Here is a 15,060-nt window from a genome sequence, read left to right as displayed (position 1 = left end):
CGTTACCGCACCAGGCAGGGGCGCTTCGGGTCGAACACCCATCCCGGCACCAGGTACTGCATCGCCGCGGCGTCGTCGCGCGCGCCGAGACCGTGCTCGCGATGCAGCGCGTGCGCCGCGGCCAGGTGGTCGCGGTCCAGCTCGACGCCGAGGCCCGGCCGCTGCGGCACGGCGATCTCGCCGCCGCTGATCGCCGGCGGTCGCTTCGTCAGCCCCTGGCCGTCCTGCCAGATCCAGTGGGTGTCCAGCGCCGTGATCCGCCCGGGGGCTGCGGCGCCGACCTGGGTGAACATCGCCAGCGAGATGTCGAGGTGGTTGTTCGAGTGCGATCCCCAGGTCAGGCCGAACTCGTGGCACATCTGTGCCACCCGCACCGAGCCCGCCATGGTCCAGAAGTGAGGGTCGGCCAGGGGGATGTCGACCGCGTCGGTCCGCACCGTGTGCGCCAGCTCGCGCCAGTCGGTGGCGACCATGTTCGTCGCCGTCGGCAGACCGGTGGCGCGGCGGAACTCGGCCATCGTCTCGCGGCCGGAGAACCTGCCCTCGGCGCCGACCGGGTCCTCGGCATAGGCGAGCACGTCCCGGAGTCGGCGTCCGAGCCCGATCGCCTCCTCCAGCAGCCAGCCGCCATTGGGGTCGAGCGTGATGCGGGCCTCGGGGAAGCGCTCCTTCAACGCGGTGACGGCGTCGGCCTCCTCCTGGCCCGCCAGGACGCCGCCCTTGAGCTTGAAGTCGCGGAACCCGTAGCGCTCCCGGGCGGCCTCGGCGAGGGAGACGATCGCCTCGGGCGTCATCGCCTGCTCGCGGCGCCGCCGCGTCCAGGCGTCGGCGCCGTCCACCTCCCGCAGGTAGGGCAGATCGGTGCCGTCGGGATCGCCGATGTAGAAGAGGTATCCCAGGACCGGGACCGCGTCACGCTGCCGGCCGCTGCCCAGCAGCTCCGCGACGGGCACGCCCAGGAACTGACCGTGCAGGTCGAGCAGCGCCGACTCGATGCCGGTCACGGCGTGGATCGCGGTGCGCAGGTCGAAGGTCTGGGCACCGCGCCCGCCGCTGTCGCGGTCCGCGAACCGGGACCCGACCTCGCGCAGCAGCGACCGCAGCTGCGCCACCGGCCGACCGACGACGAGCTCGGCGGCCTCCGAGAGAGTGGCCCGGATCGGCTCGCCGCCGGGGACCTCGCCGAGACCTTCGCGGCCCTCGGAGTCGGTCGCGATGACGATGGTGCGGGTGAAGTACGGGCCGTGCGCGCCGGAGAGGTTCAGCAGCATCGAGTCGTGCCCGGCGACCGGGACCACCTCGAGGTCCACGACGGTGGGGCCGCTCACGCCTGCTCCCCGGCGAGCTCGAGGCGGCCGTCGAGGCGACGGTTCAGGTGCCACGGGTTGGCCCGTCGCAGCGGCTCCGGCAGCAGGTCGTCGGGAAGGTCCTGGTAGGCGACGGGGCGCAGGAAGCGCTCGATCGCCAGTGTTCCGACCGAGGTGGTGCGGCCGTCCGAGGTGGCAGGGAAGGGCCCTCCGTGGACCATCGCGTGGCCGACCTCGACGCCGGTCGGCCACCCGCCGGCGAGGATCCGGCCGGCCGTGCGTTCGAGCACGGGCAGCAGCGTCTCCACGGTGGCGTGGTCGTCCTCGCTCAGATGCAGCGTGGCGGTGAGCTGCCCCTCGAGCTGACCGGCGGCATGCACCAGCTCCTCGGGCGAGGAGTAGCGGATCAGCAGCGAGGCGGCGCCGAAGATCTCCTCGTGCAGCACCTCGTTGTCGAGGAAGGTGGCCACGTCGGTGCCGAGGACGGCCGGTGCCGGGGCGTTCTCGGTATCGCCCTCCCGGCCGCGGCCGACCAGGTAGACCCCTTCCTGCGCGGCGAGAGTGTCGACGCCGGCCACCCACGAGTCCGCGATCGCGGCGGTGAGCATCGTCTGGCCCGCGGTCGTCGCGAGCGCCCGCTCGACGGAGGCCGTGAAGGCGTCGCCCGCGGGACCGGCCGGGACGAACACGAGGCCGGGAGCGGTGCACAGCTGCCCGCTGGAGCCGGTGACCGAGCCGACGAAGGCCGTGGCCAGCGCGTCGACGTCCCCCTGCAGGGCGCCGTCGAACAGGAACACGGGGTTGATCGAGCTCATCTCGGCGTAGACCGGGATCGGGACGGGACGGGCCGCGGCCGTCGCGACCAGGGCCAGGCCGGCGCCCCGCGACCCGGTGAAGCCGACCGCCTGGATCACGGGGTCGGCCGCCAGCGCCTGCCCGATGCGCGATCCCTGCCCGTAGACCAGGGAGAAGACGCCGGGATGCAGCCCCGCCTCGGCGACGGCGTCGGCGAGGGCGCGGCCGACGATCTCGCTGGTGCCGGGATGGGCGTTGTGCGCCTTGAAGACGACCGGGCACCCGGCGGCGAGGGCTGCGGCCGTGTCGCCGCCGGCGGTCGAGAAGGCGAGCGGGAAGTTCGATGCGCCGAAGACCGCGACCGGTCCCAGGGGGATCTTCCGCTGGCGGATGTCGGTCCGTGGCGCGGGGGTGCGCTCGGGCAGGGCCGGATCGATCCGCACGCCGCGGTGGTCGCCCTGGCGCACGACGCGCGCGAACAGGCGCAGCTGGCCGGTGGTGCGGCCGCGCTCGCCGGTCAGCCGTGCCTCGGAGAGCCCGGTCTCGGCCATCGCGCGGGCGACCAGCTCCTCGCCGACGGCCTCGATGTTGTCCGCGATCCGTTCCAGGAAGTCGGCGTGGGCGGTGGGGTCCAGCCGGCTGAAGCTCGCGAAGGCCTCCTCGGCCGCTGCGGTGGCGGCGGCGAGCTGGTCCTCGTCGATCAGGGTGTAGCCGGGCTCCAGGGCCTCCCCGGTCGCGGGATCGGCGCCGTGGACCGTGGCGCCGGTGCCGGCGACGGACTCACCGGCGAGGATCGAACGGCCGGTCAGGTCGGTCTGCGTGAGGGTCATCGCTTCTCCTTCGGAACGGGACGGGCGGGGTGGAGGGTCTCAGGCGGGCTGCGCCGCGGACGCGGATGCCCGGTCCGCGGCGGCCGGGCTGCCGGGGCGGACGCCGGCGGCGTCGATCAGGGCGGAGAGGTCGGCGACGTCACGCTCGGTGAGGTCCTGCAGCGGGGTGCGGACCGGGCCGACGTCGCGCCCGACCGCTTTGAGGCCGCCCTTGATGATCGAGACGCCGTACCCCTTCACCCGGTTGCGGATCTCGAGGTAGGGCAGTACGAACCGTTCGAGCTTCTCCGTGACCGCGGCCCGGTCCTGGCGGCGGACGGCACCGTAGAAGGACAGCGCGAACTCGGGCACGAAGTTGTACATGGCCGAGGAGTAGGTGCTCATGCCGAGCTGCAGCAGGGGCAGGGCGTAGACCTCGGCGGTGGGCAGGCCGCCCAGGTAGAACAGCCGGTCGCCGTTGCGGGTGTGGACCCGGGTGAGCTGCTCGATGTCGCCGATCGCGTCCTTGAAGCCGATGAAGTTCGGGTGCCGCTGCGCCAGACGCTCCACGGTCTCGGCCGAGTAGACGGCGTTGCCGCGGTTGTAGACGATGACGCCGAGGCGGGTGGCGTCGCAGACGGCGGCCACATGCGAGGCCAGCCCCTCCTGGTCGCACTCGGTGAGATAGGGCGGCAGCAGCAGCAGCCCTTCGGCACCGGCGGCCTCGGCGTCCCGGGCGTTCTGGACCGCCTGGACGGTCGAGCCGGCGGCCGAGGCCAGCACCGGCACGCGATCGCCCACCTCCTCGACGGCGGCGCGGGTGACCCGGGCGGCTTCGGCCGGGGAGAGGCTGAAGCCCTCCCCGGTGCCTCCTGCGGCGAACAGACCGGCGACGGGGAAGCTCGCCTGCCACGCGAGATGGGTGCGGTACGCGGTCTCGTCGACGGCGAGCTCGGCGTCGAACGGGGTGACCGGGAACGACAGCAGCCCCTCCTTGAGGGTGGCGGCGAGTTCCAGAGGCGTGTAGCGGGCCACGTGCATCATCCTTCGGGCGAGGCGCCGGCGGCGCGGGACGGGATCGTGCTCCGACCGTAGGAACCCGGGATGATGCCTGTCCAAGCCCGATTCGGCATCCATTGATGCTCTAAAGGTATCGAAAGGCTGCCGGCCGGCTCAGGCCGCGTTCCTGCGGAGCGTGTCGAGCACTCGGAACAGCGCGGGATTGTGGGCCTCGCGGCTCCAGATCGCGTGCAGCTCGACCGCGTCCGGCGCGAGATCTGCGAGGCGGAGGTAGGCGACCCCCTCGATCCCCAGGACGCGGGCGGACTCCGGGACGAAGGCGGCTCCGCGGCCGGCGGCGACCAGGGAGATCATCGTCAGGATCTGGCTCACCGTGTGCACGACGTTGTCGTGCTCGACCGGCAGCTGACGGACGACCAGGTCGTAGAAGTACCGGGCCCGTGTGGGGTGGTGCATGATCAGCGGCACGTCGCCGAGGTCCGCCGCGCGCAGCGGCCGGCCCAGGCGGGTCAGGGCGTGCCCCGCCGGCACGGCCAGCAGCAGGTGCTCGGAGAACAGCAGCCAGGACTCGAACAGGTCGGAGTCGAACGGCGGTCGCGCGAGCCCCAGGTCCAGGTCCCCGCGCCGGAGGGCCTGCACCTGCTCACCGGTCACCTGCTCCTCCAGCGTGAGATCGATGTCCGGGAGCGCCCGGGTGATCTCGGCGAGCAGGGGCCCCAGCAGGCTGAAGCCGGTGGCGGCGGTGAACCCGATCCGGATCTCCCCGGCGCGGCCGTCGGCGATGCGACGGGCCGCGGCGGGGGCGCGATCCGCGGCGACGACCAGTCGGCGGGCCTCGGCGAGGAACGCGTGACCTGCCGCGGTCAGCGACACCTTCCGGCTGTCGCGCTCGAGCAGCGCGACGCCGACGCTGCGCTCGAGTTTCTGGATCTGGCGGCTCAGCGGTGGCTGGGTCATCGCGAGCCGCTCGGCGGCGCGGCCGAAGTGCAGCTCCTCGGCGACGGCGATGAAGTGTCGGGCCTGGTCCAACGTGAACACGATGCACTCCGGGTATCAGTCGATGCCGTAACGGGCTTGGACAGGCATCGTAGGGCGTCCCTACGGTCGTCGCATCGCAGCATCCGTGATCCGGCCGCTCGCCGCCCGATCACCGCCGCGCCGAACATCGTCGTTCACGAGCAAGGAGCTCTCCCGTGATTCCCACACCGAACCGCCGCTTAGTCCTGGGGCTGTCCGCCGCCACCGCGACCGCGTTCGCCCTCGCGGCCTGCGGCGGGAACCTCGGGGCCGAGTCCGGGACCAGCGACGGCGGCGCCGAGAGCGGCGCCGGGGGCGGCAGCTTCCCCGCCGGCCCCGTCACCCTGCACGTGGGCCAGGCCGCGGGCGGGTCGACCGACCGTATCGCGCGCACCACCGCGGAGGGTCTCGCCACCGAGCTCGGCGTCTCCGTGCCCGTGGTCAACAGCCCGGGCGCCAACGGCGCGCTCGCGACGCAGGAGGTCATCGGCATGGCACCGGACGGCCAGAACCTGATCCTGCTCAACGCTTCCCTGATCACCATCACCCCGCTCGCGCTCGGGGAGGACCAGGTCCCGGCACTGGAGGAGCTGGACGTGCTCAAGGGCCTCTCGCAGGACGACTACGTCCTGGTCGCCAGCGCCGACTCGGGCTTCACGAGCCTGGAGGACCTCAAAGCCGCCGAGGGCGAGCTCACCATGGGCACGACCGGCGTCGGCACCGGCTCGCAGCTGTCCCAGGCGATCCTGTTCGCGCAGGCCGGCATCACCGGCAGCGAAGTCCCCTTCGACTCCGGCTCGCCGGCGCTGACCGCCGTGATGGGCAACCAGGTCCAGGTCGCCACCATCCAGCTGGGTGAGGCGAAGCCGCAGATCGACGGCGGCACCGTCGTCCCGATCGTCGTCTTCTCGCAGGAGCGCAACACCTACCTGCCCGACGCTCCCACCGCGATCGAGTCGGGCTACGAGGTCCCGGTCTCCCAGTTCCGGGCGATCGCGGCCCCCAAGGGACTCGACGAGGAGGTCAAGTCGGCGCTCATCGCGGGCATCGACGCGACGATCGGGATGGACACCTACCGGGAGTTCAACGAGAAGAACATGTTCACCCCTACAGGGATCCCCGGTGAAGAGGTCGTGGCCACCTGGAACGATCTGGCCGCGCGGTACCGCGAGCTGACCGAGGAGCACGGCATCTCGCTCGCCGCCGAATGAGAGCGCTGCCCGTCCACCCACCCACCCCAGGCGCACGGAGAAGAGCCGCACCATGACCTCGACCACCGACCGGGCCCCCGACCCGCCGACCGAGAGCGTCGACCACGAGGAGCCGGCCGCGCTGCCGGCAGGGCCGGGCGCCAACCTCGTTGCCTCGCTGACAGCGCTCGCCCTCGCGGCCTTCGGGATCGTGGGTGCGTTCTCGCTGGGACTGGGATCGCCCGCCCGGCCCGAACCCGGCACCTGGCCGTTCGTGATCAGCGTCGTGATCGCCGTGCTGGCTCTCGCCCAGCTCCTGGTCGGCCGCCGCGGGAGCGGCGGTGAGCGCTTCACACGAGCCTCGCTGATCCCCGTCGTCGGCTTCGTGTCCCTGCTGGGGATGGTGGCGCTGATGCCGGTGATCGGCTTCGAGATCCCCGCCGCGCTGCTGTGCTTCCTCTGGCTGAAGGTCCTCGGCGGGGAGTCCTGGCGGTCCTCGATCCTCGGCGCCGTCCTGATCCCCCTCGTCTTCTACCTGATCTTCATCGCGGCGCTGGGCACCTCCATCCCCCACCTGTTCTGACCGCCGACCGGGAGGCACCCCTGTGAATTTCCTGCAACCCGTGCTCGACGGCTTCGGCGTCGTCGCGGACCCCACCAACCTGCTGTACTGCCTGCTGGGTGTCGTGATCGGCATGCTGGTCGGCGTCCTGCCGGGCCTCGGCCCCGCGGCGACGATCGCGATCCTGCTGCCGCTGACCTACGGCGTCGAGCCGGTGACCGCGATCATCCTGCTCGCCGGCATCTTCTACGGCGCCCAGTACGGCGGCACCATCACCTCGGTGCTGCTGCGACTGCCCGGCGAGGCCAGCACCGTGGTCACCACCTTCGACGGCTACGCCCTGGCCACGCAGGGCCGGGCCGGCACCGCCCTCGGCGTGGCGGCGATCGCCTCGTTCGTCGGCGGCACCGTCTCCATCATCGGGCTGTCTCTGCTCGCTCCGCTGGTCGCCGGCTTCGCCCTCGACTTCGGCCCGCCCGAGTACACCGCCCTGGCGCTGGTCGGCATCCTGCTGGTCGCCACCATCAGCAGCGGCTCGAAGCTCAAGGCGATGATCGCCGCCTCCGTCGGGCTACTGCTGGCCACCGTCGGCCGCGACACCTTCACCGGTGCGGAGCGCTTCACCTTCGACAACCTGGCCCTGGCCGACGGCATCAGCTTCGTGACGGTCGCGATGGGGCTCTTCGGCGTCGGCGAGATCCTCGCCACCATGGAGGAGCGCCATCGGCTCGCGCAGGCGCCGATCGCCGTCGAGAACGTCTGGCCCACGCGGTCGGACCTGAAGGCGTCGGTGGCCCCCGTCGGCCGTGGCTCGGTGCTCGGCTTCTTCCTGGGGATCCTGCCCGGCGGCGGCGCCACCATCTCGTCCATGGCCGCCTACGCCATGGAGAAGAAGCGCGACAAGCATCCCGAGCGCTTCGGGCGCGGCGCCGTCGAAGGCGTCGCCGCCCCGGAATCGGCCAACAATGCAGCTGCCACCAGCTCCTTCATCCCGCTGCTGACGCTCGGCATCCCCGCCAACGCGACCATGGCAGTCATCTTCGGAGCCCTGCTGATCCAGGGCGTCACCCCCGGCCCGCAGCTGATCAACGACGACCCGGAGCTGTTCTGGGGCGTCGTGAACTCGATGTACATCGGCAACCTGATCCTGCTGATCCTGGCGATCCCGCTGGTCGGCCTGTTCGTCCGCATCCTGCGGGTGCGCGGAGCGATCCTGGCCCCGATCACCGCACTGATCACGCTGCTGGGTGCCTACACGGTCCGCAACTCCATGTTCGACGTGCTGCTGGTGGTGCTCTTCGGCGCTCTCGGCTATCTGATGAAGAAGTTCGACTTCGAGCCGGGACCGCTGGTGCTCGCCTTCGTGCTCGGCGCCCTGCTGGAGTCGAACCTGCGGCGCTCGCTGCTGGTCCTGGGCGGAGATCTCTCCGGCTTCGTCACCCGCCCGATCTCGGGGGCGCTGCTGGCGGTCTTCGTGCTGGTCGCGGTGCTGCCGATCATCCGGTCGGCATCCCGCCGGCGCACCCCGTCCACCTCCTCCGACGCTCCCGCGGGGGCCGAGGACCGTGCCAAGGAGAACGTATGACCATCCTGATCGCCTACGCGCCGACCCCGGTCGGCGACGCCGCCGTGACCCTGGGGATCGAGCAGGCACGTCTGCGGGGAGAGGACCTGCTGATCGTCAACTCCCGCCGTGAGGGCGTCGCGGTCGACCAGTCGACCGCCACCGAGGCGGACCGCGACCGGCTGCGCGAGCAGGTCCGCGCCGCCGGTGTGGAGCTGGAGCTGCACCGCCTGCACCACGGGGACAACCTGGCCGAGGCGATCCTCGCCCTGGCCGCCGAGCGCGAGGTATCCCTGATCGTGATCGGCGTCCGCAACCGCACCCAGGTGGGCAAGTTCATCATGGGCTCGACGGCGCAGCGGATCCTGCTGCAGGCCGACCGGCCGGTGCTGGCGGCGAAGTTCCCGGCGTAGACCCGAGGTCACTTCCCGTCGAGCCGTCGCCGGGAGCCGGCCAGGTGCGTGCGCATCGCCGCGGCCGCCGCCTGGGCGTCGCCCGCGGTGATCGCCGTGAGGACGGCGGCGTGCTCGTGACCGACCGCGCCGCTCCCCCGGCCACCGCCCGCGCCGTCGGCACCTGCGGGGTCGAGGCGGTGGCGCGGCATCGCGATCATCGCGGGGCCGAGGGCATCGATCAGCTCCAGCAGCAGGGGGTTCCCGGCGGCCTCCGCGACGGCGCGGTGGAAGGCGAAGTCGTGCTCGAGCGCGGCGGCCGGGGCGCCGGCGGAGTCCTCGAAACGCGCGAGGGCGTCCCCCATCGCCGCCAGGTCGGCCGCGGTGCGGCGGACAGCGGCGAGGGAGGCGGCCTCGGACTCGAGGCCGGTCCGCAGCTCGAGCAGGGCACGCCGCTCCGCCACCGTGCGCACCGGCCGGGCCGGCCAGCCGCTCCCCTGCTCGGCGGGCGGGGTGAGGGCGAAGCTGCCGGCGCCGCGGCGGGTGCGCACCAGGCCCTCGGCCTGCAGGCGGGTCACGGCCTCACGGACCACCGTGCGGCTCACCCCGTGGGCCGCGATCAGCTGGTTCTCGCTGGGCAGCTTCTCGCCGGGGGCGATCTCGCCGTCGACGATACGGCGGCGCAGGGCGGCGACGAGGTCCGCGGTGCGGTGCGCGGTCATGGTCAGGCGGTGCCGAACGCGACGGACTCCGTGGTCCAGGCCCGCGCCTGCTCGGAGAGGGTGACGCCGAGGCCGGGGCGGTCGGGGACCAGCATGCGCCCGTCACGGGTCTCGAGCCGCTCCTCGAACAGCGGGTCCAGCCAGTCGAAGTGCTCGACCCAGGTCTCGCGGGGGTAGGCCGCGGCCAGGTGCAGGTGGATCTCCATGGCGAAGTGCGGCGCGAGGTCGAGTCCCGCGTGGTCGGCGAGGGTGGCGAGCTTCAGGAACGGCGTGATGCCGCCGACGCGCGGGGCGTCGGGCTGGATCACGTCACAGGCCCGCGCGCTGATGAGGCGCTCGTGCTCGGCGACGGAGGCGAGCATCTCGCCGGTCGCGATCGGGGTGTCGAGCGTGCCGGCCAGGGCGGCATGGCCCTCGGCGTCGTCGGCATCCAGCGGCTCCTCGATCCAGACCAGGTCGAACTCCTCCAGCCGGCGGCCCATGCGCAGCGCGGTGCGGCGGTCCCACTGCTGGTTCGCGTCGACCATCAGCGGCACCGCGTCCCCCAGGTGCTCACGGACGGCGGCCACGCGGCGCAGGTCCTCGGCACCGTCGGGCAGGCCGACCTTGATCTTGATGCCGCCGATGCCCTCGGCGAGGGAGCGGTCCGCACGCTCGCGCACCTCCTCGAGGGAGGCGTGCAGGAAGCCCCCGGAGGTGTCGTAGGTGCGCACGCTGTCGCGGTGGGCGCCGAGCAGCTTCGCCAGCGGCAGGCCCGCACGCTTCGCCTTGAGGTCGTACAGCGCGATGTCGAGCGCGGCGAGGGCCTGGGTGGCGACCCCGGAGCGGCCGACGGACGCCCCGGCCCAGAGCAGCTTGGTGTAGAGCTTGGCGATGTCGCTGGGATCCTCACCGAGCGCGACCTGGGCGACCTCCTTCGCATGCGCGTACTGGGCAGGTCCGCCGGCCCGCTTGGAGTAGCTGAATCCCAGACCCTCGTGTCCCTGCTCCGTGGTGATCTCGGCGAACAGGAAGACCACCTCGGTCATCGGCCGCTGCCGGCCGGTGAAGACCTTCGCGTCGGAGATCGGGGTGGCCAGCGGCAGCGTCGCCGTCGACAGGCGGATGTGGCGGATGGCGTCGGACGCGTAGGGCATGGGGTTCCTTCGTCGGCGGAGCGGGATCCACTTATCATACAAGCTGACAACCTGAATGATAAGTGATTCAGTGGATGTCGAGGAGCTCCCCGGTGCGGGGCAGTCCGCCCGGGAAGGTAATCGGCAGCGGACGCGCCCGCGACGGGTCCGCGGCGGTCATCGCCTGCAGGTGCAGGTGCGGCTCGGTGCTGTTGCCGGAGTTGCCGCAGGCGCCCAGACGCTCCCCCACCTCGACCCGCTGCCCCGGCCGCACCGCGATGCTGCCGCGCCGGAGATGGCAGAGGGCGAGGAACACGGAGTCGTCCTCACCCGCGCGGAGGATCACGTGGTTGCCGGCCAGGCCGGCCCAGCCCTCGGCGAGACGGGCGCGCTGCGTCAGCGCGTAGGTGACCGAGGGCAGGCCGCGCCGCGCCGCATGGTCGTCCGCGCCGTCGTCGATCGCTACCACCACTGCGGCGACCGGGGCCAGCAGCTCGCGCCCGAAACCCGGGAACCACTCCGGCGGCTCCGGGCGCAGCAGGGAGCGCGGACGCAGCGGTGCGCTTCGACCGCGGGCATCGACCGGGACCAGGTCGATCGAGTGGTCCAGCGCGAACAGGGAGGTGCCGTGGCTCGGCACCCGGTCGGCAGGAGAGTTCTGGACCCGCCAGCGTCCCCGAAAGGGATGGGCCAGCATCACCGGTGAACCCATACCGCTCCCCCGGGTGCGCCGTCAGTTCGCGGGGTGGAAGTAGGTGCTGCCGAGCGAGCGGGTGATGGCGCCGGTGACCCTCTGCAGCTGCTCCATCTCCTCGTCGAAGTCCGCGACGATGTCCTCGAGCGAGCGGAAGCGCAGGCTGGCCGTCGCCCGGCCGACGATGCGACGGCCGGGCTCCGAGGTCCCCATCCGGTCGAAACTGCTGCCGTGGAGCTTGGCGAGGGTCTCGAGAGCCTCGTCGATCTCGAGCAGGCAGTGGGCGGCGGAGCGGGGGAAGATCGAATCCAGCAGGAGGAACTCGATCGCCTGGGCGGCCCGCACCCGCCCGCGGTAGGAGCGGATGTAGGCCTCGTGGGCGCTGCAGCTGCGCAGCAGCATCACGGTCGCACCGTCGGAGGAGTCCTCCAGGTCGTGGGCCTGCAGGATCCGGGCGATCATGTCGACCCGCTCCAGCAGCTGGCCGATCCGCAGGAACAGCCAGGCCTCGTCGCGGGTCATGGAGGCGTCGACCAGTCCGTTGACCACGGCGCAGCGGTCCTTGGCGAACTGGAAGGCGCCGTGCATGCGGGAGGGCCGCACCCCACGGGGCATCCCCAGCGTGGTGCTGTTCAGCGATTCCCACACCTCGGTGGTCAGCACCTCGCGGGCACCCCGGGCGTTCTCGCGGGCGATCTGCAGTGCTCCGGCCACCGAGGAGGGGTTCTGCCGGTCGGTGACCAGGAGGTCCAGCACCCGCTGCACCCTGAGGTCGGCCTCCACCGGCTCGGCGACACCGAAGATCTCGTAGACGCCGCTGCAGGCGAGGTGCTCGTCCTGGGAGGCGTCCTCGGTGATCGACTGCAGCATCACGTCGAGGATGCGGGCGGTCTGGTCGGCGCGCTCGACGTAACGGCCGATCCAGAACACGGAATCAGCGATCCGACTGAGCATCATGGTCCCCCTCCTCGGCGTCGTCGAGGTCGTCGTGATCGAGCATCGGGATCGCCGAGGTCACGGGGTCGGGCTGCTGCGCCGGCAGCTCCGTGCGCTCCTCGGGAAGGTCGTCGAACCCGTCGTAGTCCTCGTCGAGGGGATCCTCGATCCGCTCGTCGGGCGGGGCGACGGTCCCGTCGGGTGCCCGGCCCGACCCGGGCACCGCCGCGGCGGCCCGTGCGGCCGCGAGCACCCAGGTGTCCTTCGAGCCTCCGCCGCGGGAGGAGTTCACGATCATCTCTCCGCGGGGCAGGGCGACCCGGGTGAGACCGCCGGGCAGCACCCAGACCTCGTCGCCGCTGTTCAGCGCGAAGGGTCGCAGGTCCACGTGCCGCGCCTCCGGGCCCTCGTCGACCAGGGTGGGGATGGTCGACAGCTGCACGACGGGCTGGGCGATCCACCCCCGCGGATCGGTCAGGAGCCGCTCGCGCAGGGCGTCGAGCTCCTCCCGGGTGGCGGCCGGACCGATGACGATCCCCTTGCCGCCGGAGCCGTCGACCGGCTTGACCACCAGTTCGTCGAGACGATCCAGCACCTCGACCAGGGAGTCCGGCTCCTCCAGGCGCCAGGTGTCGACATTGGGCAGGATCGGGTCCTGGCCCAGGTAGTAACGGATCAGAGCGGGCACGTAGGTGTACGTGAGCTTGTCGTCGCCGATGCCGTTGCCGAGAGCGTTGGAGACCACGACGTTGCCGGCGAGGATCGCACGGACCAGGCCGGGCACCCCCAGCACCGAGTCGGGGCGGAACACCTCGGGGTCCAGGAAGTCGTCGTCGGTGCGCTTGTAGATGACGTCCACGCGACGCAGTCCGGCGGTGGTGCGCATGTAGATGCGCTCGTTGCGGGCGACGAGGTCGTCGGCCTCCACCAGGTCGATGCCCATGGTGCGGGCCAGCAGGGAGTGCTCGAAGTAGGCGCTGTTGTACCGGCCCGGGGTGAGCACCACCACGGTGGGCTCCTCCCCCGCGGTGTCGGGGGCGGCGGCCTGCAGGGCGCTGAGCAGGCGACCCGGGTACTCCCCGACCCGTCGCACCGGCCGGTGGGCGAACAGCTCCGGGAAGGTCTGGGCCATCGCGCGGCGGTTCGAGAGCACATAGCTGACTCCGCTGGGGGTGCGCACGTTGTCCTCGAGCACCCGGAACTCCCCGTCGCCGTCGCGGACCAGGTCGATGCCGGAGATGTGGATGCGCACGCCGTTGGGGGGACGGTAGCCGCGCATGACCTCGACGAGGGAGCTCGAGGAGCTGACGAGCTCGACGGGGATCACCCCGTCGGCGATGACCCGCTGGTCGGTGTAGAGGTCGTCGAGGAAGTGCTCCAGGGCACGCACGCGCTGGGCGACGCCTCGGGAGACACCGGACCATTCGTCAGCGGCGATCACGCGCGGGATCGCGTCGATCGGGAACGGTCTCTCCTCCCCCGCGTAGTCGAAGGTGATGCCCTGGTCGAGGTAGCTGTGCGCGAGGGATTCCGAGCGTGCGCGGAACTCCTCGGGGCCCAGGCCCGCGAGAGCGTCGTGCAGCGCCGCATAGGTGGACCGCACCGACCCGTCGGGCGCGAACATCTCGTCGCAGCCCGAGCCCGTCTCGACACGGCGGAACAGAGAGCTGGCTGACATGCCTACCATTCTCACACCGTCCCCGATCGACGTAGGCACTCACCCCCGGGTTCACGCCAGGAAGCGAGCAGCATGTCCCTTCTGACCCGCCTCACCTCCGTGCTCCGCACCGCCTCGCGCTCCCCCGCCGTGCGTCGCGGGGCGCGGGACCTCGCTCGCACCGCGGTCCGCGCCGCCCGCCGGCCGAGCACCGACGGCGCCGGCGACGCTGCCCTCGCCGAGGCCGCCGGGGCGCTGCGGGACCGGGAGCCGTCCCGTCCGCCCGAGATCGCCTACGCCCCCCACGAGGACGACCGCCCGGATCCGGGCGAGGTGGTGTGGGCCTTCGTGCCCTACGAGGAGGACATCACTCGCGGCAAGGACCGCCCGGTGCTGGTCCTGGCCCGGGAGGATGCCTCCACCGGCGGCTCCGACGGGTCCGGCGAGGTGCTGGTGGCGCTGATGCTCACCTCCCGCGACCGGGCCGCATCCGGCGAGGTGACCACCGATGAGCACGGGTCCACCTGGGTCGACATCGGTGCCGGGGACTCGGACCGGCAGAGCCGGCCCTCCGAGGTGCGGGCCGATCGTCTGCTGCGGCTGGATCCTGACGCAGTGCGCCGCGAGGGCGGACGTCTGGACGAGCAGCGCTTCACCCGGGTGGCCGAGGCGGTGCGCAGGGTGCACGACCGACGGGACTGACCGGGCATGACCTGCCCGGACCGGCAGGAGACACGCCGCACACCGAGCACTGCTCGAGCAGGGGTTCTGGTAAGGTCTTGCCTCGTATGTGTGACATACCGTTCGGTGTGCGCATGCCGTGGTCCCGCCGTGTCAGGGATGACGGTGGTGCGACCCGGACGTGTACCCGTGGCAGCGACCCGGTACCGGCGTCTCCAGGCGAATCCCCACCGCCGTCCCCGCCGGCTCCGTTCCTCGGCCGTCCCGGATGATCCACCTCAGCAGCACTAGAGAAGAGTCTTCGTGGCAAACATCAAGTCCCAGATCAAGCGGAACAAGACCAACGAGAAGGCGCGTCTGCGCAACCGGGCTGTGAAGTCCGAGCTCAAGACGCACATCCGCAAGGTCCGCGCCGCCGTCACCACCGGTGACCCCGCCGCGGCCGACGAGGCCCTCAAGGTCGCCTCCCGCAAGCTCGACAAGGCCGTCTCCAAGGGCGTCATCCACCAGAACCAGGCCGCGAACCGCAAGTCCGGTCTCGCGAAGCTGGTCGCCGGCGCTCGGTGATCTCGCAGCTCAGCTGCCGCCCCGCCTGACGG

General features: G+C 72.0%; 15 protein-coding genes. 6 read left to right on the top strand and 9 right to left on the bottom strand.

From position 1 onward, the window contains the following. Positions 1-2: 2 nt before the first annotated feature. The 4 genes from JOF43_RS20805 to JOF43_RS20790 all read right to left on the bottom strand — a co-directional run bounded on the left by JOF43_RS20805 (position 3) and on the right by JOF43_RS20790 (position 4,969). Positions 3-1,271, bottom strand: coding sequence for an enolase C-terminal domain-like protein (locus JOF43_RS20805; RefSeq protein ID WP_209905427.1), 1,269 nt, complete (start codon positions 1,269-1,271; stop codon positions 3-5). A 53-nt stretch (positions 1,272-1,324) separates the two neighbouring features. Then, on the bottom strand, positions 1,325-2,932 hold the full coding sequence (locus JOF43_RS20800) for an aldehyde dehydrogenase (NADP(+)) (RefSeq protein WP_209905046.1): 1,608 nt from the start codon (positions 2,930-2,932) through the stop codon (positions 1,325-1,327). Between the two features lie 39 nt (positions 2,933-2,971). After that, a complete protein-coding gene (gene kdgD / locus JOF43_RS20795) occupies positions 2,972-3,946 on the bottom strand; it encodes a 5-dehydro-4-deoxyglucarate dehydratase (RefSeq protein ID WP_209905045.1) in 975 nt (324 codons plus the stop codon). Positions 3,947-4,084: 138 nt separating this feature from the next. Beyond that, positions 4,085-4,969, bottom strand: a complete 885-nt coding sequence (locus tag JOF43_RS20790; RefSeq protein WP_209905044.1) for a LysR substrate-binding domain-containing protein — start codon at positions 4,967-4,969, stop codon at positions 4,085-4,087. A gap of 155 nt (positions 4,970-5,124) precedes the next feature. Between JOF43_RS20790 and JOF43_RS20785 the strand changes: the two genes are divergently transcribed. Genes JOF43_RS20785 through JOF43_RS20770 form a run of 4 tightly spaced genes read left to right on the top strand, consistent with a single transcriptional unit; the run spans position 5,125 to position 8,677 of the window. Continuing rightward, positions 5,125-6,159 carry a tripartite tricarboxylate transporter substrate binding protein gene (locus JOF43_RS20785; RefSeq protein WP_209905043.1) on the top strand — a complete coding sequence of 345 codons (1,035 nt, stop codon included), beginning with the start codon at positions 5,125-5,127 and terminating at the stop codon, positions 6,157-6,159. Positions 6,160-6,211: 52 nt separating this feature from the next. After that, positions 6,212-6,721, top strand: coding sequence for a tripartite tricarboxylate transporter TctB family protein (locus tag JOF43_RS20780; RefSeq protein WP_209905042.1), 510 nt, complete (start codon positions 6,212-6,214; stop codon positions 6,719-6,721). Positions 6,722-6,743: 22 nt separating this feature from the next. Continuing rightward, positions 6,744-8,285: a tripartite tricarboxylate transporter permease gene (locus JOF43_RS20775; RefSeq protein WP_209905041.1), complete on the top strand. Its 1,542-nt coding sequence runs from the start codon at positions 6,744-6,746 to the stop codon at positions 8,283-8,285. Beyond that, entirely contained in the window at positions 8,282-8,677 is a 396-nt protein-coding gene (locus JOF43_RS20770) for a universal stress protein (protein ID WP_209905040.1), read from the top strand. Before JOF43_RS20775 ends, JOF43_RS20770 begins: the two co-directional genes overlap by 4 nt. Positions 8,678-8,685: 8 nt before the next feature. Here JOF43_RS20770 and JOF43_RS20765 read toward each other — a convergent pair whose 3' ends face one another. From JOF43_RS20765 to JOF43_RS20745, 5 genes are all read right to left on the bottom strand, one after another. Then, entirely contained in the window at positions 8,686-9,378 is a 693-nt protein-coding gene (locus tag JOF43_RS20765; RefSeq protein ID WP_209905039.1) for a FadR/GntR family transcriptional regulator, read from the bottom strand. A gap of 2 nt (positions 9,379-9,380) precedes the next feature. After that, positions 9,381-10,514 (bottom strand): L-talarate/galactarate dehydratase, encoded by a 1,134-nt coding sequence (locus tag JOF43_RS20760; RefSeq protein WP_209905038.1) that lies wholly within the window; start codon positions 10,512-10,514, stop codon positions 9,381-9,383. A 67-nt stretch (positions 10,515-10,581) separates the two neighbouring features. Then, positions 10,582-11,205, bottom strand: coding sequence for a M23 family metallopeptidase (locus JOF43_RS20755; protein ID WP_209905037.1), 624 nt, complete (start codon positions 11,203-11,205; stop codon positions 10,582-10,584). 21 nt (positions 11,206-11,226) lie between these two features. Then, positions 11,227-12,144 carry an alpha-E domain-containing protein gene (locus JOF43_RS20750; RefSeq protein WP_245354639.1) on the bottom strand — a complete coding sequence of 306 codons (918 nt, stop codon included), beginning with the start codon at positions 12,142-12,144 and terminating at the stop codon, positions 11,227-11,229. Then, a complete protein-coding gene (locus JOF43_RS20745) occupies positions 12,122-13,801 on the bottom strand; it encodes a circularly permuted type 2 ATP-grasp protein (protein ID WP_209905036.1) in 1,680 nt (559 codons plus the stop codon). Before JOF43_RS20745 ends, JOF43_RS20750 begins: the two co-directional genes overlap by 23 nt. Before the next feature lie 72 nt (positions 13,802-13,873). On the opposite strand from JOF43_RS20745, the gene JOF43_RS20740 reads away from it, so the two are divergent. Next, a complete protein-coding gene (locus JOF43_RS20740) occupies positions 13,874-14,482 on the top strand; it encodes a type II toxin-antitoxin system PemK/MazF family toxin (RefSeq protein ID WP_209905035.1) in 609 nt (202 codons plus the stop codon). A 282-nt stretch (positions 14,483-14,764) separates the two neighbouring features. Then, positions 14,765-15,028 (top strand): 30S ribosomal protein S20, encoded by a 264-nt coding sequence (rpsT, locus tag JOF43_RS20735; protein ID WP_209905034.1) that lies wholly within the window; start codon positions 14,765-14,767, stop codon positions 15,026-15,028. The last annotated feature ends 32 nt before the right edge of the window (positions 15,029-15,060 follow it).

The organism is Brachybacterium sacelli (assembly GCF_017876545.1).
GTDB lineage: Bacteria > Actinomycetota > Actinomycetes > Actinomycetales > Dermabacteraceae > Brachybacterium > Brachybacterium sacelli.
Note: the sequence above shows the minus strand (reverse complement) of the source record. Positions and strands in the feature narration are given on the sequence as shown.